The organism is Paenibacillus sp. FSL H8-0332 (assembly GCF_037963835.1).
GTDB lineage: Bacteria > Bacillota > Bacilli > Paenibacillales > Paenibacillaceae > Paenibacillus_AQ > Paenibacillus_AQ rhizoplanae.
The window spans coordinates 4373396-4391906 of sequence record NZ_CP150145.1 but is presented as its reverse complement, the minus strand read 5'-3'; the positions used below and the strand labels follow the sequence as shown (position 1 = coordinate 4391906).

The 18511-nt window shown below is 53.3% G+C and carries 16 protein-coding genes; 10 read left to right on the top strand and 6 right to left on the bottom strand.

What is annotated here, in order from left to right; genetic code table 11:
* Positions 1-17 precede the first annotated feature (17 nt).
* Entirely contained in the window at positions 18-1313 is a 1296-nt protein-coding gene (gene asnS / locus NST43_RS18950; RefSeq protein WP_339218691.1) for an asparagine--tRNA ligase, read from the top strand.
* A gap of 23 nt (positions 1314-1336) precedes the next feature.
* Positions 1337-2107, top strand: a complete 771-nt coding sequence (locus NST43_RS18945; RefSeq protein ID WP_339218689.1) for a DnaD domain protein — start codon at positions 1337-1339, stop codon at positions 2105-2107.
* A gap of 391 nt (positions 2108-2498) precedes the next feature.
* On the opposite strand, the gene proC is transcribed toward NST43_RS18945, so the two are convergent.
* The 4 genes from proC to NST43_RS18925 all read right to left on the bottom strand — a co-directional run bounded on the left by proC (position 2499) and on the right by NST43_RS18925 (position 7154).
* Positions 2499-3365 (bottom strand): pyrroline-5-carboxylate reductase, encoded by an 867-nt coding sequence (gene proC / locus NST43_RS18940; protein WP_339218687.1) that lies wholly within the window; start codon positions 3363-3365, stop codon positions 2499-2501.
* A gap of 30 nt (positions 3366-3395) precedes the next feature.
* Complete coding sequence (locus NST43_RS18935; protein WP_209993058.1) at positions 3396-4643, bottom strand: glutamate-5-semialdehyde dehydrogenase; 1248 nt, start codon at positions 4641-4643, stop codon at positions 3396-3398.
* Between the two features lie 56 nt (positions 4644-4699).
* The gene (proB, locus tag NST43_RS18930; protein WP_339218685.1) at positions 4700-5803 is read right to left on the bottom strand and encodes a glutamate 5-kinase; all 1104 of its coding nucleotides are present in this window, start codon (positions 5801-5803) and stop codon (positions 4700-4702) included.
* 439 nt (positions 5804-6242) lie between these two features.
* A complete protein-coding gene (locus tag NST43_RS18925; RefSeq protein WP_339218683.1) occupies positions 6243-7154 on the bottom strand; it encodes a LysR family transcriptional regulator in 912 nt (303 codons plus the stop codon).
* Positions 7155-7320: 166 nt separating this feature from the next.
* Between NST43_RS18925 and leuC the strand changes: the two genes are divergently transcribed.
* The 8 genes from leuC to NST43_RS18885 all read left to right on the top strand — a co-directional run bounded on the left by leuC (position 7321) and on the right by NST43_RS18885 (position 17531).
* On the top strand, positions 7321-8745 hold the full coding sequence (gene leuC / locus NST43_RS18920) for a 3-isopropylmalate dehydratase large subunit (RefSeq protein ID WP_209993061.1): 1425 nt from the start codon (positions 7321-7323) through the stop codon (positions 8743-8745).
* A 25-nt stretch (positions 8746-8770) separates the two neighbouring features.
* Positions 8771-9373, top strand: a complete 603-nt coding sequence (leuD, locus tag NST43_RS18915; protein ID WP_339218681.1) for a 3-isopropylmalate dehydratase small subunit — start codon at positions 8771-8773, stop codon at positions 9371-9373.
* A 193-nt stretch (positions 9374-9566) separates the two neighbouring features.
* Positions 9567-11144, top strand: coding sequence for an N-acetylmuramoyl-L-alanine amidase (locus NST43_RS18910; RefSeq protein WP_339218680.1), 1578 nt, complete (start codon positions 9567-9569; stop codon positions 11142-11144).
* Positions 11145-11298: 154 nt separating this feature from the next.
* Positions 11299-12738 carry an N-acetylmuramoyl-L-alanine amidase gene (locus NST43_RS18905; protein ID WP_209993064.1) on the top strand — a complete coding sequence of 480 codons (1440 nt, stop codon included), beginning with the start codon at positions 11299-11301 and terminating at the stop codon, positions 12736-12738.
* A gap of 104 nt (positions 12739-12842) precedes the next feature.
* Positions 12843-13499, top strand: coding sequence for a GerMN domain-containing protein (locus NST43_RS18900; protein ID WP_339218678.1), 657 nt, complete (start codon positions 12843-12845; stop codon positions 13497-13499).
* Between the two features lie 22 nt (positions 13500-13521).
* Positions 13522-16338, top strand: a complete 2817-nt coding sequence (locus NST43_RS18895; RefSeq protein WP_339218676.1) for an S-layer homology domain-containing protein — start codon at positions 13522-13524, stop codon at positions 16336-16338.
* 216 nt (positions 16339-16554) lie between these two features.
* Positions 16555-17262 carry an endonuclease III gene (nth, locus tag NST43_RS18890; protein ID WP_209993067.1) on the top strand — a complete coding sequence of 236 codons (708 nt, stop codon included), beginning with the start codon at positions 16555-16557 and terminating at the stop codon, positions 17260-17262.
* A 2-nt stretch (positions 17263-17264) separates the two neighbouring features.
* Positions 17265-17531 (top strand): hypothetical protein, encoded by a 267-nt coding sequence (locus NST43_RS18885; RefSeq protein ID WP_036697991.1) that lies wholly within the window; start codon positions 17265-17267, stop codon positions 17529-17531.
* Between the two features lie 75 nt (positions 17532-17606).
* On the opposite strand, the gene NST43_RS18880 is transcribed toward NST43_RS18885, so the two are convergent.
* Positions 17607-18167: a DUF2812 domain-containing protein gene (locus tag NST43_RS18880; protein WP_339218673.1), complete on the bottom strand. Its 561-nt coding sequence runs from the start codon at positions 18165-18167 to the stop codon at positions 17607-17609.
* Positions 18164-18505: a PadR family transcriptional regulator gene (locus NST43_RS18875; protein WP_209993069.1), complete on the bottom strand. Its 342-nt coding sequence runs from the start codon at positions 18503-18505 to the stop codon at positions 18164-18166. Before NST43_RS18875 ends, NST43_RS18880 begins: the two co-directional genes overlap by 4 nt.
* Positions 18506-18511 lie beyond the last annotated feature (6 nt).

The window sequence follows — 18511 nt, the reverse complement described above, 5'->3', positions numbered from 1 at the left end:
GAGGAGAGATTACAGGCATGGCTAATAATAGTGTAATCAAGAACGTGAATGAGCATGTCGGAGAGAGTGTTGTAATCGGATCTTGGGTCAACAACAAGCGCTCCAGCGGTAAAATTCAGTTCCTGCAGCTTCGCGACGGTACCGGTTATATCCAGGGGGTTGTGGTGAAATCGGAAGTCTCTGAGCAGGTCTGGGATGATGCCAAGCGCCTGACCCAGGAAAGCTCGCTGTATGTAACCGGGATTATCCGCGAAGAGCCCCGCAGCCAGTCGGGCTTCGAGATGACGGTTACGGGAATTGAGATTATTCATCTGACCGAGAATTATCCGATTACCCCCAAGGAGCATGGCGTCGATTTCCTGATGGATCACCGTCATCTCTGGCTGCGTTCCTCCAAGCAGCGGGCAGTTATGGTGATTCGTGCGGAGATTATCCGCGCGGTTCAACAGTTCTTCAATGAGCGCGGCTTCACGAAGGTTGATCCGCCGATTCTGACGCCAACGTCAGCAGAAGGGACAACCAACCTGTTCCACACCAAGTATTTTGAAGAGGATGCTTATCTGACTCAAAGCGGACAGCTGTATATGGAAGCCGCAGCCATGGCTCTGGGACGCGTCTATTCGTTCGGGCCTACCTTCCGTGCAGAGAAATCCAAAACCCGACGCCACTTGATCGAGTTCTGGATGATTGAGCCGGAAATGGCCTTCACAGATCATGAAGAGAGCTTGTGTGTGCAGGAGGATTTCATCAGCTTCGTGGTGCAATCCGTACTTGCGAATTGCCGCGCCGAGCTGGAAGCGGTGGGCCGCGATGTCTCGAAGCTGGAGAATATCAAAGCACCCTTCCCGCGTATCAGCTATGACGATGCGATTAAGTTCCTGAACGAAAAGGGCTATGAAATTGCCTGGGGCGATGATTTCGGGGCTCCTCATGAAACGGCGATTGCCGAAATGAGCGACAGACCGGTCTTCATTACCCACTATCCGGCTGCCTTCAAGGCCTTCTATATGAAGCCGCATCCTGATCGTCCTGAAGTGGTGCTGTGCGCGGATATGATCGCTCCTGAAGGCTACGGGGAGATCATCGGCGGATCACAGCGTATCGATGATCCGGCGCTGCTGGAGGCCCGCTTCAAAGAACATAACCTGTCGATGGACACCTACAAATGGTATATGGATCTGCGCACCTATGGCACGGTTCCGCACTCCGGATTTGGTCTGGGACTGGAGCGTACAGTAGCCTGGATCTGCGGTCTGGACCATGTCCGTGAGACGATTGCCTTCCCTCGTACCCTGTACCGTCTTTACCCTTAAGAATAGGGAAAGGGGGCTTAAGTATGGACGGAAAAGGTTGGAATACCTGGGGCGAGGGCGTAGCCTTCGGCCTGGAGAACGGAATGGCCGTCATTCCTTATGCACTCTTGAAATATTACCGCAAGCTGAATCTGACCGGCAGCGAATCTATGCTGCTGATTCATCTGCTCTCTTTCCGGCAGGTGGAGGGAATTGATTTCCCTTCCCTGGAGGAGCTGCAGGCTGTAACCGGGCGCAGTATTCCGGTGATTGCCGGAGAGCTGCAGAAGCTCATGAAGGAGGGGTTCATCAGCATCGACGGAGCCGACGATGAGCTGAGGGACATCCATTATGAGCGCTATAACTTCTCCGGCTTATACGCGAAGCTTGGTGCTTATCTGGCGGAAGTCTCGCGGGAGAAGGCACAGGAGAAGCCCGGTCAGGCCGGGAGGGAACCGGGGGCACGGGCGGTGGCTCATCACTCCGGGACTCCGATACCAGATGGCGGCGGCAATGGCCGCCTTGCGGTGCCGGGTGACAAGGAAGCAGAGGGCGGACGGAGTCTGTTCAGCATTTTCGAGAAGGAATTCGGGCGTCCGCTGTCCCCCATGGAATGTGAATCCATCTCCGGCTGGGTGGATGAAGACCGCTATCCCGAGGAGCTGATTCTGCTCGCGCTGAAGGAGTCGGTCTTTGCAGGAAAGGTTCATTTCCGGTATATTGACCGCATTCTGCTGGAATGGGCCCGCAACCGGGTGAAAAATGCCCAGGATGTCAAAGCCTATTCCCAGAAATTCCGGGGCGGCGGCAGATGAGCGGATTGAAGTAGGTGTATGCCGGTTCAGGGCAAGGCCCGGCCGGTTAAGGTGTCCCTTAAGTCATGTATGTGGCTTATGGGGCATCTTTTTTTAATAAATATAAGATTTTATATGTTGCACACGATAATTTATCCTTCTATCTATTTCTCGCTGAAACGGTGCCGTCCTCTTAAGGACGGCAAAGCCGTTTCCACTTGTTTGCTGCTCTATGAGTTGACTGAAAGTGGGCGGGGAGCGGGGGTGAGGGGCAGAAGTGCCCCTGATTTCAAGAAAAGTGTGCTAAAGCTCCCAGCACACAGCCCGCAGTCCCTTCACATGGAAGGACCTGCGGGCTGTTATGCTGTAGTAAGAAAGTTGTGGTAAGAATATCAATAATTAGGCCGAAAAATTAGTGCAGCTCCTTCTCCAGCGCCGAGCCCATCTCGCGGGAACGTTCCGCACAGCGGTTGACGGCAGATATGACAGTCTCGAAGAAATCGCCGCGCTCCAGCACTTCAATCGCCGCTTGGGTAGATCCATTCGGCGAGGTGACCTTCTTGCGCAGGGCGGCAGGCTCTTCACCGGTCTGCTGCACCATCCGGGCTGCACCCAGTACGGTCTGGACGGTCAGCTCACGGCTCTGCTCCAGCGGCAGCCCTCCGCGGATGCCGGCGGCAATCATCGCTTCCATCATGTAATAGATGTAAGCCGGTCCGCTGCCGGAAATCCCGGTTAAGGTCTCCATCCGTTCCTCGTCAATGACCGCCGTCAGGCCAACCGCTTCGAAGATATTAAGGGCTGTACGGCGGCTCTCCTCGCCAACCTCCTTGGAGAAGGCAATCCCGGTAGCGCCGAGGCCGATGGAGCTTGAGGTGTTAGGCATAGAACGGACCACAGGCTGCGGATTACCCAGCAAGCCTTGCATCGTACGGATGGTTAGCCCGGCAATCACGGAGATCACGAGCTGATCCGGCGACAGCAGCGGGCCTAGGGTACGGAGTGCTTCGGCAGCATCTTTGGGCTTCATGGCTAGAACGATGACCGGCGCAGTGCGCAGAGCCTCAAGCTTGGACTCGGGAGCATTGTAGCCGAGCACGCCATAACGGCTGCGGAGTTCGGCCAGACGCTCACTGCTGCTGCGGTTCAGCATAATAATTCGGCCCGATTCCACTACATTGCGGGCGATTATTCCCCGCACAATGGCCTCAGCCATCGAGCCTGCGCCATAAAAAACGATATTATGATTGATGAGCGGAATTGCTGGTTGCTGGCACATGGCTGGCAGTCCCCCTATAAGTTGAGTGAGTTAACCCCTGATTTGGCCGGAGCCGTGAATCATATATTTGGTTGAAGTCAATGCGGGCAGTCCCATAGGGCCGCGTGCATGGAGCTTCTGGGTGCTGATGCCGATCTCGGCGCCGAAGCCGAATTCAAAGCCGTCCGTGAACCGGGTAGATGCGTTGTGGTACACCGCCGCCGCGTCAACCTCCTGCAGGAAGCGGGCAGCATTCGCCGCGTCTTCTGTCACAATACATTCGGAATGCTTGGTGCCGAACTCCGCGATATGTCCGAGAGCCTCTTCTAGGGTGTCCACGATACGAATATTTAGAATATAATCGTTGTATTCTGTAGCGAAGTCTTCCGGTGTGGCAGGCACAGCCCAAGGGATAAGAGCAACGGTATCCTGGCAGCCGCGCAGCTCCACACGGGCCTCGCGGAAGGCTTCAGCGAGTGCGGCCAGATGCTCTTCGGCATAAGCGCGGTGAACCAGCAGCGTCTCCATTGAATTGCAGACCGAAGGCCGCTGGGCCTTCGCATTCACGCTAATACGCTGCGCCATTTCCGGATTGGCACTTGCATCCAGATAAGTATGGCATATGCCTGCTCCTGTTTCAATAACCGGTACGGTGGCATTCAGAACCACATTCTGAATCAGAGAGCTTCCTCCGCGCGGAATGATGACATCCAGCAGTCCGTTTAGCTTCAGCATTTCATCTACAGAAGAGCGGTTAGGATCTTCAATCAGCTGCAAGGCATCCGGCGGAAGGGCTGTACCCGCAAGTGCGCGGTGCAGTACCTCGATGATAGCGCGATTAGAGGAGAGGGCAGAGGAACCGCCGCGCAGCACCACAGCATTGCCAGTCTTAAGGCACAATCCGGCAGCGTCAACGGTGACGTTGGGGCGTGCTTCATAGATAATGCCAATCACCCCAAGCGGAACCCGTACCTTCTCGATGTGCAGACCGTTCGGCCGTTCGATCGTCTCCAGATTGTCTCCAACCGGATCAGGCAGCACGGCAATCTGCTGCAAGCCTTCGGCTATACTGTCAATCCGTCCCGCATCCAGGGCCAGCCGGTCGAGCATCGACTCCGGTGTCCCGTTTAGCCGCCCGCGTTCCAGGTCTTCGGCGTTGGCGGCGATAATGTAGTCCGCTTCGGCGCGCAGGGCGGCAGCCATTACCAGCAGGGCTTCATTCTTCTGGGCGGTAGTCAAGCTTGCGAGTACCCCTGTGGTTGCTTTGGCCAGCGTTGTCTTGTTAACCACTTCACTCATGGCAATTCCTCCTAAAAGTTATGTTGGCCTATGGAAATACAATAGGTTGTATAAAATTAACGCAGCGTGATCCACTCGTCCCGGTGGATAACCTCCAGCCGGTGCACTTCACCCAGCTTGGGCACAATCTCGCGGCTGGGAAGTCCCTGAATGCTGCGGAGCTGGGTGTCATCATAATTGACGATACCCCGTCCAAGCAGCTGCGCATCCGGGCCGAGCACCTCGACGACATCTCCCGAATGGAAGCTGCCTTCAATGCGTCTAACCCCGACTGGCAGCAGGCTATGCCCTCCGTGGAGCAGCGCTTCAACAGCCCCGTCATCGACATATAGTGATCCAAGCGGGGTGGACATGAAGCCCAGCCATTGCTTTTTGACCGGCAGAGAAGACAGTGTGGTGGCAAAATAAGTGCCTTTGCCCGTTCCGGCGGCGGCCTGTGACAAATCCCCGGGCTCCGTAACCCGGCCCACGAAGACCGGAACGCCGCCCCGCGTGGCGATCTTGGCCGCGTCGATCTTGGAGCGCATGCCGCCGGTGCCCACGCTTGAGCCTGCACCGCCTGCAATGGCATAGATCTCAGGCGTAATCTCTTCAATGTGCTGATACCGCACCGCATCCGGGTGCTTGCGGGGATCGCCGCTGTAGACGCCGTCCATATCGGTCAGCACCAGCAGATGCGAGGCCTTCAGAAGATTGGCGACCAGTGCCGACAAGGTATCGTTGTCACCGAACTTCAGCTCATCCACCGATACGGTGTCATTCTCGTTGAACACGGGCACTGCGCCTTGGCGGAGTAATTCTTCAACCGTCATCATGGCGTTGTTCATGGCCCGGCGGCTGCAGAAGTCTGTACGGGTCAGGAGAATCTGAGCAGTGGGAATGCCGTGAACTGCGAAGGCCTCCTGATAGGCCTGCATCAGCATAACCTGTCCTACCGCCGCCGCTGCCTGCTTCTCATGCAGCAGCTTTGGGCGGGAGGCATAACCGATGCCCCGGAATCCGGCTGCGACCGCCCCTGAGGTGACCAGCAGCACTTCACAGCCGTCCTTGCGGAGCGCTGCTATCTCAGCAGCAAAGAAGGCTACCGCCTCACGGTTGAGGCCGCCTTCAGGACCCGTGAGCGAGCTGCTGCCGATTTTGACCACAATTCTTGTCGTCATTGTCTTTCACTTTCCTCTCGAATTGAAATGCCTGTAACGCCCGAAAATGACAAAAAGCCCCCATCCTTAGACTTAGCAAAGGACGAAAGCTTGATTAACTTCCGCGGTACCACCTTCATTGATGAGGGTTCATCCGACTTCATTCTCATAACGGGAGTATCCGTCCTGCATGGCAGGCCGCTCAGGGGTAGGATTCAGAATGACCTTCGCGGTAAATTCTCCCAGCCTTCAGGAATTTACTCTCTGCACACGAATATACGTCTATTCTTACTGGTCCCGTCAGCACGTTTCACTATTTGTCACTTAGGATACCATGGGGCAGCAGGGTTTGCAAAGAGCCGCAGACAAATTTTTTCAGGCAGCGCAGGCAGCACGATTTATGTTTATCCTGTTGGGCAGAGACCTGTGGATGAGAACACTGCCCGCATGTTTACTAAGGTTAGTTACCGGTCAGACCCGCCACGGTATCCTTGAAGGTCTCAATAAAAGCTTCGGCTGCACGGGACAAGTAACGTCCGCGCCGGTAGGCAATAACCAGCGTCCGGCTTGGCACCGGCTCAGCCAGCGGAAGGTAGACCGGTACGAATTCACTCCTGGCAGCGCGTGCAATAAAGTGGGGCACCAGAGTAACGCCCATCCCGGCAGCAACCAGCGACTGGACCGTCTCCATATTGTTGCTCTCGAAGACAATCCGTGGCTCGAATCCGGCTTCGCGACATAATTCCACGGTCATTTTACGGAAGCCCTGGCCTTCCTTAAGCACGATAAACGGTTCATCCTTAAGCTCGGACAAGCTGGTGCGTATGCCCTGAGGTTCACGGCCGGCCAGCAGATGCCCCGGCGGAACGGCAAGATCGATCGGCTCCTCACCGAGCACCTCGTAGGCCAGGGTCGGAATTTCGAGCGGCAGGGAGAGCAGGCTGAGATCGGTCTGGCCGCTGGCTGTCAGCTTCTCCAGATTCATGGACGAGTCCTCCAGCAGGGTAATTTCAACCTCGGCATATTTGCTCTTGAACACAGGCAGCACATGCGGGAGCAGATGCGCTCCGGTGATCGGCATGCTGCCGACCATTACGCGTCCTGTGCGAAGCTGGGAGATATCGGACATCTCCTGCCGCAGCAGTTCAACGGCATCGATGATCCCTTGAGCCTGTTCTACGAATTTCTCACCGGCATAGGTTAGCTCTACCGAGCTGGTATTACGCTGGAAGAGCAGCACACCAAGCTCCTTCTCCAGCTTCGACAGCTGCTGGCTCAGCGAGGGCTGGGCGATATGCAGCTTCTCGGCCGCGCGGGAGAAGTTCCGTTCTGCAGCAATCTGCAGCGTATATTGTAATTGTCTGAGTTCCATATATAAGCTCCTTTAACGTGTAGATCATCTGTTTATAAGTATAACCTATAAACCCTATAGAAATCATATCTTGGAATTATAAACGCACCGATGTTATATTTAGAACATTCAAGAGAGACTCCACGCTCTCTTCATAGGAACGATTCTACTATATGAGGTGAAATTCATGGGCAATAAGACAATGTTTGAGAAGATTTGGGACAATCACGTTATTCATCAGGAAGAAAGTAAGCCGAGCATTATTTATATCGATCTCCATCTGGTTCATGAAGTGACTTCCCCGCAGGCGTTTGAAGGACTGCGCCTGAGCGGCCGTAAGGTCCGCCGTCCGGGACTTACCTTTGCCACAATGGATCATAACGTGCCTACCAAGGACCGTTTCAATATTACCGATCCGATCTCCAAGCAGCAGATTGATACACTCTCGCAGAACTGCCGTGATTTCGGCGTAAGATTGTTTGACCTGAATGATATTGACCAAGGTGTCGTTCACGTAATGGGACCTGAGATTGGCCTGACCCATCCCGGCAAGACGATTGTCTGCGGAGACAGCCATACCTCCACACACGGAGCCTTCGGTGCATTGGCCTTCGGGATCGGCACCAGCGAAGTTGAGCATGTACTGGCAACCCAGTGCCTGCAGCAGTCCAAGGCCAAGACCATGGAGGTTCGCTTCACCGGCAGCCGTAATCCGGGAGTGACCGCCAAGGATATGATTCTCGGCGTAATTGCCAAATACGGAACGGACTTTGCGACTGGCTATGTTATCGAATATACCGGCGAAGCGATCCGTGAGCTGTCGATGGAAGAGCGCATGACCGTCTGCAACATGTCGATCGAAGGCGGAGCAAGAGCGGGCCTGATCGCACCGGATGAGACTACCTTCAGTTATCTGCGCGGACGCCAATATGTGCCGCAGGGTGAAGCGTATGATGCCGCCGTTGAGACCTGGAAAGGCCTTGTAAGTGACGAAGGCGCCCAGTATGATACAGTGGTGGAATTCGATGTAGAGACACTTATCCCGCAGGTAACCTGGGGCACCAGCCCTGGTATGGGAACGGATATCAACTCTACCGTACCGAACCCTGCTGATTTCACTACCGAGAATGAACGCAAAGCCGCCGAGAAGGCGCTTGAATATATGGATCTGGTTCCGGGTACGCCGATCTCCGAGATCGGAATTGATTATGTCTTCATCGGCTCCTGCACTAACGGCCGGATTGAGGATCTGCGGGCCGCGGCTGAAGTAGCCAAAGGCCATAAGGTATCCGACAAGGTTACAGCGATCGTTGTGCCAGGCTCCGGACGCGTGAAGATGCAGGCCGAGAAGGAAGGTCTGGACAAAGTATTCACCGAAGCGGGCTTTGAATGGCGTGAAGCCGGCTGCAGTATGTGCCTGGCGATGAATCCGGATGTTCTGCAGCCGGGACAGCGCTGCGCCTCTACCTCCAACCGTAACTTTGAAGGACGCCAGGGACGCGGCGGACGCACACATCTGGTCTCTCCTGCTATGGCGGCAGCGGCAGCTATCAAAGGACGCTTCACCGATGTGCGTGACTGGAACTACAAGACGGAAGCCGTCAACTCATAATTGAGAGAGCAGGAGGATACAGCAAATGGAAGAATTCAAGAAGTTAACAGGAATTGTAGCCCCAGTAGACCGGGTTAATGTAGATACGGATGCGATTATTCCCAAGCAGTTTCTGAAACGGATCGAGCGCACAGGCTTTGGCCAATTTCTCTTTTACGAATGGCGTTTTGATGAAGCGGGAAATGACAATCCGGCATTTGAGATGAACAAACCGCGTTATGAGGGAGCTTCTGTACTGATCTCCCGCGCGAATTTCGGCTGCGGCTCCTCCCGGGAGCATGCTCCTTGGGCCATCATGGATTACGGGTTCAAAGTGGTTATCGCACCTTCCTATGCCGACATCTTCTATAATAACTGCTTCAAGAACGGCATTCTGCCGATCAAGCTCTCGGAGACCCAGGTAGACGATCTGTTCAGCCGCACGGCGCAGCATGAGGGCTACGCGCTTACAGTGGATCTGGAGAACAACAAGCTGAGTGATGATTATGGTCTGGCCATCACCTTTGAGCTGGATGAGCACCGCCGCCAGTTCCTGCTGCAGGGGCTGGACGATATTGGTCTGACGCTTCAGCATGCGGATGAGATTGCCGCGTATGAAGAACGCCATGCAGCCAAGCTTTTCGCCTAAGAGATAAGGATAAGTTATCGGGTGAAACCTATAAATTCTAATAATTTACACAAAACTTCTATTTCCGGGTGTCGGAAATAGAAGTTTTTTTGCTATAATCGAGATATTATTGCCTGCGAAGGCAACTTTTGGGGATTATTGTCGTCTTAATCTTATTCTGCAAATCTATCAATGGACCAAAGGAGAGGAAAGGATGAAGAAAGCCGGACAACGGGTGTTGCTTCTAATGCTGCTGCCACTGCTCCTACTGTCATTCGCCGGCCACAAAGCTGCGGCAGCCGGGACAACCCCCGGAAAGATCGTGATGGACAGCAAGGAGCTTGCACTGCCCAAGGGGGTAATCCTCGAGAACGTGAATGGAAGCGTTATGATCCCGATCCGCGTGGTGATTGAGAATCTGGGCTTCGAAGTGCTGTGGGAACAGAGCAGCCGCAAGGTAACCGTCCAGCAGGACGGTAAATCCGTACAGCTCGCAGTAGGCAGCACCACCGCGCAAGCCGATGGGGTTAACCTGACGCTCAATGCCGCACCCAAGCAGAACGGCGGGACGGTGCTGGTACCTATCCGCTTTGTCAGCGAGCAATTCGGTCTTAGCGTCGGTTGGGACAATACGGATAAGACAGTCTACTTAAGCGGTGGGGTAACGGAGGCTGCACCAATCACTTCAGATCCGCTGCCATCAGCCACTGTAGCTCCATCCGTGTCAACCGGAGCGGCTCCGGAGGCTGTTCAGTCTCCTGCACCGACCACTCCGCCTCAGACGGGCACAGAGACGGCGGAGGAAGTGAACGGAAGTATTATGGCTACTCCGACTCCTGCTGCTACATCACCTGTAGTGAAGGGGGCGGTATTCAGCGAGAACCGGCTGATTGTAGCCGCTGCCGGCGGGGCCAAGGCTACGGTTACACGAGTCACCGGACCCGACCGGATTGTGGTGGATTTTGCCGGAGCGGCATTTGCCCCTGATTTCAGCGGGAGCTTCCCGGGGGTGTCCACAGGAGGAAGTCCGCAGGGCAAGCTGGACGTTAGCGGCTACCCGCTTGTGTCTGAAATACGCTATGCACTGTTCAGCACCAATCCCTCTACGGTCAGGTTCGTAATCCAAACTACGGGCTACCAGAATTATCAGGTGAGTACGGATGAGAGTACAGGATTAGTCACAATAGATCTCAATGTAACGGGTAGCGACACTGGAACTCCCGTGAATCCGGGATTCACCGGAAGGCCGATTATTGCGCTGGATGCCGGACATGGGGGCAAGCAATCAGGTGCGGTCAGTCTGACCGGCAAGCTGGAAAAAACCTTCAATCTCGCCGTCATCCTGAAAGCCGGAGCTATTTTGACACAGGAAGGCTGGGCCGATGTCATCTACACCCGTACTTCGGATGTCACCCTGGGTCTCCAGGATCGTGTGAAGATTGCCCAAGCGGCGAATGCTACGCTGTTCATATCCCTTCATGCCAATTCTCTTGATACAGCATATCCTAACCGCGACAAAGTCAACGGCAGTGAGACGTACTACAGCCGAAGTGAGAGCCTGCCGCTTGCCGAAATTATGCAAAAGCATCTCGTAGCGGGAACCGGCTTCAAAAACAACGGGGTCCGTTCGAAGAGCCTGCATGTTACCCGTGAGACCCGGATGCCTGCGATTCTGCTGGAGGCGGGGTATCTGACCAATGCAGGGGATGAAGCAGGCCTGTACAGCGAACAGCTGCAGAATAATCTGGCCCGCGAAATTGTAGCAGGAATTAAGGAATATCTTGGTTTGTAATGTTATAGGGATACACAGACATTTCCACTTTGGTTGGGATTTATTCGCAACTTTTAAGTTCAAAGGGCGTCTAAACTATGTCGAAGGTTGTCAGTTGGCATGCCATCAAGAACGCTCGATTGGGGGCGGAATACTAGAGTCTTAGAGGTGAAGAATGAAGAAATTTGCTTTTATGCTGTTGTTGCTGCTCTTTGTTGTGGTGTTGCCAGGGCATGGACAAGCTGCTGCTGGCCAGAACAAGATTTTCCTGGATGGCCAGGAACTGAATGCAGGACAAGATGTTCCGGTGGAAAATGTAAATAACTCCATCATGGTGCCGCTAAGAATGATCGCTGAGAACCTTGGGTACAAGGTGGACTGGAATCAGACAAGCAAGACCATCAAGATTGAACAGCAGGGAAAGGCCTTACAGCTGATCGTAGGTCAGACTGCGGCTTCCGTTGACGGCAAGACAGTGGTCTTGACTACGGCGCCTCTCCTGCGGAACGGCACGACACTCGTACCGATCCGGTTCATTGGTGAGCAGTTCGGGCTTACGGTCAAATGGGATAATACGAAGAAGGTCGTAGATCTTATTACCCCGTCCATTCCCGAGCCTAACATTGAACCGGGAGAAAGCAATGGGGACGGAGGTACGGTTGTAGTGCCGCCGGGTGAACCTTCAAGCAGCCTGAGCATGATCAACGGCATCAGCTTCAATGAGAACCGGTTCTCGATTGCCCTTGATGGCAATGCCCAGCCGAATGTCACCAAGATGAGCGGACCAGACCGAATCGTCATCGATGTGCCGAATGCTACATTCTCGGATATTTTCGGGACTGGACAGATACTTGATCCTGACCTGAACGGGAGCCTTGCAGTTACGGATTATCCGGATGTCTCAGGTATCCGCTATTCGCTGTATAGCACCAATCCGTATACCGTCCGTTTTGTAATTGATCTCAAGACCCCCAAAAATTATAGCGTGGAGATATCGGGCGATTCCTCAAAGCTTATTGTCATTGATCTGAACGCGCAGACTCCAGGGGACACTTCAACTCAGCCTGGCAACAGCGGGCGCAAGCTGGTTGTGCTGGATGCCGGACATGGCGCCAAGGATTCAGGGGCTGTAGGCATTACCGGCAAGTATGAGAAGAATTTCAATCTGGCCGTGATTCTGAAGGCGGCGGCGCTGCTGAGACAGGAGAACAAGATTGATGTGGTGCTGACCCGCAGCGATGATACCTTCTTTGAACTGAAGGAAAGGGCGGCAATCGCTAACAACCTTGGTGCAGATTTGTTCATTTCCGTTCATGCCAACAGCAGTGGATCAGCGGCTGCGAGCGGAACGGAGACCTACTATCAGCGCGGGGACAGCAAAGCCCTGGCTAATGTGATGCACAAATACCTTGTGCAGGCCACCGGACTTAGTGACCGGGGAGTGCGTTACGGCAACTTCCATGTGATACGCGAGACGAAGATGCCTGCGGTACTGCTTGAGGTTGGCTATCTCAGTAACAAAAAAGATGAGGCTCTGCTATTCACCGAAGCATTGCAGAACAATGTAGCCGCATCGATGGTCAGCGGAATTAAAGAGTATCTCGGGATCCAATAACAACAAGCGGCAGCAGGGGCCGTAGAGTCGGATGTAGACCCATTTATTGCGGTCAAAGACTTTGCGGTCCCTCCTGTCCATATTCATCTGAGGGGGTTAATCAAATGAACAAGAAATTGACATATGCAGGGATCGCTGCGATGCTGCTTCTCGTAATTTCGGGCTGCGGTGATAAACCAACGGCTGCACCAGCCGATGCGTCCGGACCGGATTCAACCTCGGTATCCAGCGGCGCTGAAGGAAACAATGCCGGGAATGACACTCCCGCTCCTACTGCCACACCGGCAGCTACAAGTACGCCTGAGCCTACAGCAACAGTGACTCCGGCGGCTACGGAAGCACCGGCAGTGCCTGAGAAGCAGAGCCTTAAGATCAAAACTTATTATACAGACCTGCAACAGACCGACTTGGTACCGGCAGAAGTCTCGATCACCTTCAAGGATGCGAAGGAGAAATATACCGAAGCCTTCAAATCACTCCAGAAGAGCGATAAGGCTGACCAGATTCCGCTGTGGAACAAGATTGAACTGAAGTCACTGGAATTCTCCAACGGGCAGATTGTGCTGGATATTCATAAGCCGGATGAGGCACAGCTTGGCGCAGGCGGCGAGTCTCTGGCGATCAGCGCATTGTCCCAGATGTTTTTCCAGTTCGATGAAGTGAAGAATATCGATGTGCTGGTAGACGGAGAACAGGTGGAGAGCCTGATGGGGCATGTGGATCTTGTGCATCCCATCACCCGTGAGAACAACGGATTGTAGGCATTAGGCAGGAATAAGCCGGATGGCTGACGAAATTACCAACATAGAAATCCAGATAAGCCATAGAGAGGGGAATATCGAATTGTCCGGTCCAAAACGATTAAAGCGTACGGTTCAATCTTATTCTGTAAAAGCGGTATCTGCCGTTCTGGCCGGTGCGATGGTGCTCGGCGGGGCAGGGGCTGCCTTTGCCGATAATTCTTCAACCGGAGCAACCGTTGCTGCTGCAACTCCTCAGACGGCTGCAACTGCATCCGGGATCTTCAGTGATGTCAAGACGGGCTTCTGGGCCGAAAAGCATATCTACAAGCTGGCAACCCAGGGCATTGTGGTCGGCAATAACGGCCTTTTCCGTCCAGGCGACTCCGTGACCCAGCAGGAAGCAGTGCTGATGGCGCTGCGCTTCATGAAGCTGCAGGGGAATGTGAACACCAGTACCGAAGTTGCGCTGCCTAATGATTTTGTGGTTACAAACTACTATAAGCCATATGTAATCTTGGCCTTCCAGCAAGGACTGCTGGACAAGACCACAGAGATGGCTGCAGATAATCTCAAAAGCTCGTGGGGCGAGCGCAAGGCCAGCCGTGAGTGGGTCGCGGAGCTGCTGATCCGCGCGCTTGGCCAGAGTGCATCGGCTTCTGCGGCGGCAAGCCGGCCGACAGGCTTTGCCGATGATGCCAAGGTGTCCGCGAACAAACGCGGCTACATTAACACAGCGGTGGAGCTGGGACTGGCTAACGGCCTAACCGGCAACCGCTTCGATCCGCAAGGCGCTGTGACCCGTGCGCAGCTGGCTACCTTCTTCAGCCGTGCTGAAGGGCATAATACCCTTGAGTATGACAATACGTTCAAAGGAACAGTCAGTTCACTCAAGGACGGCAAGCTGGGATTGTACAGTAACGGCAGCACGCTGGAATTCACTCTGAATGCCAATACCGCTTACTTCACCAGTACGTCCGAGAATCGCATCTCCTTGAATGAGATCCAGCCGTATACGAAGGTGACTGTAATTGGAGCCACCTATAGCGCAGCTTATGTAGAGCTGACAGATCCGGCAGTTCAGGTTGAGCAGGCGGAAGGTGTATTCACGAAGCTTACACCGGGTATTATCTGGGTCGATTCCGCGAACGGCTACGACCAGTATCCTTATGATGCAGGTACGGCCTTCCTGGATGTGAACGGAACGGTTATTCAGCCCGCTTCCATCACCGCCGGCAGCAAGCTTACGCTGCTGCGTGAAACCTTCACCGGTTCCCGCAAGGTTGTGAAGGTGCAGGTCACTTCCGGTATTGTCAACAAGACGGCTAAAGGCACGGTGCAAAGCGTTGACACTGCTGCGAAGAGCATCGCGTTCAAGAATGCCGACGGCACTGTAGAAACCTTCAAATGGGAAGAAGGGACTACGCTGTTCAGCTCCCAGAGTTCTATTATTCAGCCCGCAGAGCTGAAAGCCGGTGCGGCCGTTTCTTATACCATTAAGGATAATACGATCCGTTCCGTGGAAGTAACCTCTGGCGTGGAACGCGTGGTGAAAGGCTTCATCTATGAGCTGACGGATTCAACGATTGTCTATCAGAAGAGCGATGGCACCCGTGAGGTCAATCTGCTTGCTGCAACCCCGGCCATTGTGATTCCGAATGCCGTAAGTCCGGTAATCGGTGATCTGATTGCTGATAAAACAGGCGGAGACAATGTGCAGCTTACGCTGAACAGCAGTGATCAGGTAATCAAGGTTGAGGTGCTCAGCCGCCAGATTGAACAGTATGCGGCTGCTACCGTTGTGGACTATAACACCAAGACTCAGTACCTGACCTTCACGGACAATAACGGCAAAGCTCATGTGGTCAAAATGGATGAGAAAACCAAGATGTCGTACGGCGGACTGATTACCACTTCGCTGACCACCATGGGGTCCAGACTGGTTGAGAACCGCAAGATTGATGTGACCTCCATTAATGAGCGTGCAATGTCTGTTGAATTGACGACCAAATATTCCGGTACCCTGACGGCTATCAATACTTCAGCCAGAACGATTGTGTTCAAGCTGGGCAACGGACAATTGCTGACGATGTCTTATCCACAGGCGATTGAAATGTTTGGCAAAAGCGGGGCAGTTATCACCGATGTTCCGCTCAATGTGCCGGTTACAGCAGTGCTTGCCAGCAATCAGGAGCTCATCTCCGTGCTGCGGGTGAACGGGTCGTCCCAGTTCGAGATTGCTACCATTAATGCGGGCACTAACAAAATGACCGTGAAGCTTGAGGGTGGCAGCAACAGCAGCGAGCTGAACCTGGTGAATGTGCCGCTTACCAACGAAGCAGGCCAGAAGATCGCGCTGACCGAGCTGAAGGCCGGAGATTTCGTGAACCTCAGCTTCGACGGTTCCACACCACTGTCCCTGCAGTCGGTGAAACAGGTTGCCGGACAAGTAACCGCAGTGGATGCCGCAGCAGGTACGTTCACGGTGAAGGATTACACGGGAGCCTCCCAGCCTTTCACTGCGGGCAGCGGAGTGCGAATACTCCGGGACGGTGTTACAACGAGCGCTCTAAGCGGTCTTACCACAGCAGACCGGGTATTGGCGCGTAAGGATGCCAGCGGTGTAATGATCATCTCGGTGTTCAGTCAGCTGAACCGGACCTTCGCCCGTTATGAGAGCACAACAAATGAAATATTGACCAAACGCGCCACGCTGAATGACAATTATAAGTTTGGGCTTGCTCCAAATGTATATATTCATCAAGGTGACACGACTTTACCCGTGCAATCTCTCAAAGAAAATGATAATATTATAATGTATTTCAACAACGGCAAGGTTGTAGAAATTGTGAAACAATAATCGTTTTGGTGATTTTCCGTGTGAAACACCGTCTTGATCCCTGGTTCTGCCCTGGATCAAGGCGTTTTTTTTGAAATATAAGGGCAGGCCGGTGTTCGCTTGAACGCTATGAAAGTATACGATATAATGTATCTTTGCTTATATTTCTTCAGACCCTGAGAAGATATGGCTGCAAGTGGACTTGCGGGCATACCTGCTCTCCGTGGAGGGGACGCTATGAAAGTTGCAGAGGTCCGCCACATCCTGGACACTATCGGTGGCATGTTCCCTGATGCACATTGCGAGCTGAATCACAGTAACGCTTTTGAGCTTACAATAGCAGTGCTGCTCTCAGCCCAATGTACAGACGCAACGGTGAACAAGGTGACCGAGGACCTGTTTCAGAAGTACAAGGCTCCGATCGACTATATTTCAGTACCGCTCGAAGAGCTGGAGCTGGACATCCGGCGGATAGGTCTATTCCGCAATAAGGCCAAGCATATTCAGAACCTCTGCGCGATCCTGATTGAGCAGTATGGGGGAGAAGTGCCCCAGGCCCATGATTTGCTGGTAACCCTGCCTGGTGTCGGACGCAAGACTGCCAATGTGGTCGTGTCCAATGCGTTCGGAGTTCCGGCGATTGCTGTGGATACTCATGTAGAACGGGTAGCCAAACGGCTCGCACTTGCGGGCTGGAAAGATTCGGTGCTTGAGGTGGAGAAGAAGCTGATGAAGGCGGTGCCGCGTGACGAATGGACGCTGACGCACCACCGGCTGATCTTTTTCGGACGATATCACTGTAAGGCTCAGAATCCCGGGTGCCAGATTTGCCCGCTGCTTGATGTATGCAGGGAGGGCAAAAAACGTATGAAAACCGCTGTAATCAGGAAAGCTAAGGTTCATACGAAACCAAACAAAGAATTAGAGAAGAAGAGGATGGGATAGAGATGAAGTGCATTTCTGTATACACCGATAATTTTGAAGCATTTTCCGATATTTTTGACCGCGTAGTGGACAGCCCGATGGAAGAGAACGAGGAGCAGGAAGTGGAAGGCATCACAATCAGCCATTCCGGCGATGTGCCTGAGTTCTACCTGGAGCGTATGTCCGCGAAGCCAGAGGTTGTCGTAATGAAAGACAAATCCCGTGGTCTGACCATTCTGCAGCACGGCAAAGTCTTTGAAATTCTGCTTCCTGTGCTGGAAACAGCTTAATTTGATTGGAGTTAGTCAGAGAGCCGGCCCTTGGGCCGGCTCTCTTTGCGTTTCACGAAGTTTTGGCTTGGCCGATTATTCTGAGTAATGTCTAAGTCTCAGAGTATACGCGACATAGACCATAATAGAAGGGAGAAAGAGCAAGGCGCATAGCAATATGGACACACTCGTCAGATGATGAAGAAGCTCAAGATTCCATACCTGAGTGGACAGGTATCTCAATACAAAGGTAATTAACATCAGCAGGGTGACTGATCCAGCTATGATTTTACTGGTCTGTGTAATTGTACGGTATTTCTCATAGAGAGTAGAACGGTCAGTATGAAGGGGAACCGTGCCGGGTTCCGCTGCAAATATATGCATATTTCCAGCAGAACATACATATTCCCAGCCGCTGTCGGCAAAAAGCTCATGGTATTCCCGCACCTCCTGCTGAAGCACATGCTGGATATCCAGACAATAAATCCGTCTTCGGGCTGTTCCTCTACGGACAATGTAACCAGACCCTAAGCGGGAAAAACGCTCCAGCATCCAGCCCTGTTCCGACAATCTGCTTAACTTATCCATTTCCCCTTGCTCGGCAAAAGCCAAGCCCCAAGACATAATATAGCGTGTCTGCTTATTGTTTCCCCTCATTCTAGCTCCTCCTTCGCATTTAGCTGTGCTAATCTCCCGTGTCTTGACATTCTTAACCGCCGTTCGATCTCAGCTTCTACCATAGCTGTTCCCGCTTGAGTAAGCTGATAGGTCTTGCGCCGTTCATCGTCGTCTTCGTGTAAAAGGATGTAACCGGACTTCTGCAGCTTCTTTATCAGCGTATATAGGGTTGCAGGGCCCATGGTGATCTCGCCTTCGGTAAGCTCTTCGATGTATTTCATAATTGCATAGCCATGCTTAGGTAAGAGTAAAGCGAGCAGGATGTAGTAGGCAGAATCGGACATTTGCTCATTTTTCAAGGGTGTATTCTTAGGCATACCATA

Coding starts and splice junctions, on each gene's coding strand:
- asnS (WP_339218691.1), top strand. CDS start 18: ATGGCTAATAATAGTGTAATCAAGAACGTGAATGAGCATGTCGGAGAG.
- NST43_RS18945 (WP_339218689.1), top strand. CDS start 1,337: ATGGACGGAAAAGGTTGGAATACCTGGGGCGAGGGCGTAGCCTTCGGC.
- proC (WP_339218687.1), bottom strand. CDS start 3,365: ATGTGCCAGCAACCAGCAATTCCGCTCATCAATCATAATATCGTTTTT.
- NST43_RS18935 (WP_209993058.1), bottom strand. CDS start 4,643: ATGAGTGAAGTGGTTAACAAGACAACGCTGGCCAAAGCAACCACAGGG.
- proB (WP_339218685.1), bottom strand. CDS start 5,803: ATGACGACAAGAATTGTGGTCAAAATCGGCAGCAGCTCGCTCACGGGT.
- NST43_RS18925 (WP_339218683.1), bottom strand. CDS start 7,154: ATGGAACTCAGACAATTACAATATACGCTGCAGATTGCTGCAGAACGG.
- leuC (WP_209993061.1), top strand. CDS start 7,321: ATGGGCAATAAGACAATGTTTGAGAAGATTTGGGACAATCACGTTATT.
- leuD (WP_339218681.1), top strand. CDS start 8,771: ATGGAAGAATTCAAGAAGTTAACAGGAATTGTAGCCCCAGTAGACCGG.
- NST43_RS18910 (WP_339218680.1), top strand. CDS start 9,567: ATGAAGAAAGCCGGACAACGGGTGTTGCTTCTAATGCTGCTGCCACTG.
- NST43_RS18905 (WP_209993064.1), top strand. CDS start 11,299: ATGAAGAAATTTGCTTTTATGCTGTTGTTGCTGCTCTTTGTTGTGGTG.
- NST43_RS18900 (WP_339218678.1), top strand. CDS start 12,843: ATGAACAAGAAATTGACATATGCAGGGATCGCTGCGATGCTGCTTCTC.
- NST43_RS18895 (WP_339218676.1), top strand. CDS start 13,522: ATGGCTGACGAAATTACCAACATAGAAATCCAGATAAGCCATAGAGAG.
- nth (WP_209993067.1), top strand. CDS start 16,555: ATGAAAGTTGCAGAGGTCCGCCACATCCTGGACACTATCGGTGGCATG.
- NST43_RS18885 (WP_036697991.1), top strand. CDS start 17,265: ATGAAGTGCATTTCTGTATACACCGATAATTTTGAAGCATTTTCCGAT.
- NST43_RS18880 (WP_339218673.1), bottom strand. CDS start 18,167: ATGAGGGGAAACAATAAGCAGACACGCTATATTATGTCTTGGGGCTTG.
- NST43_RS18875 (WP_209993069.1), bottom strand. CDS start 18,505: ATGCCTAAGAATACACCCTTGAAAAATGAGCAAATGTCCGATTCTGCC.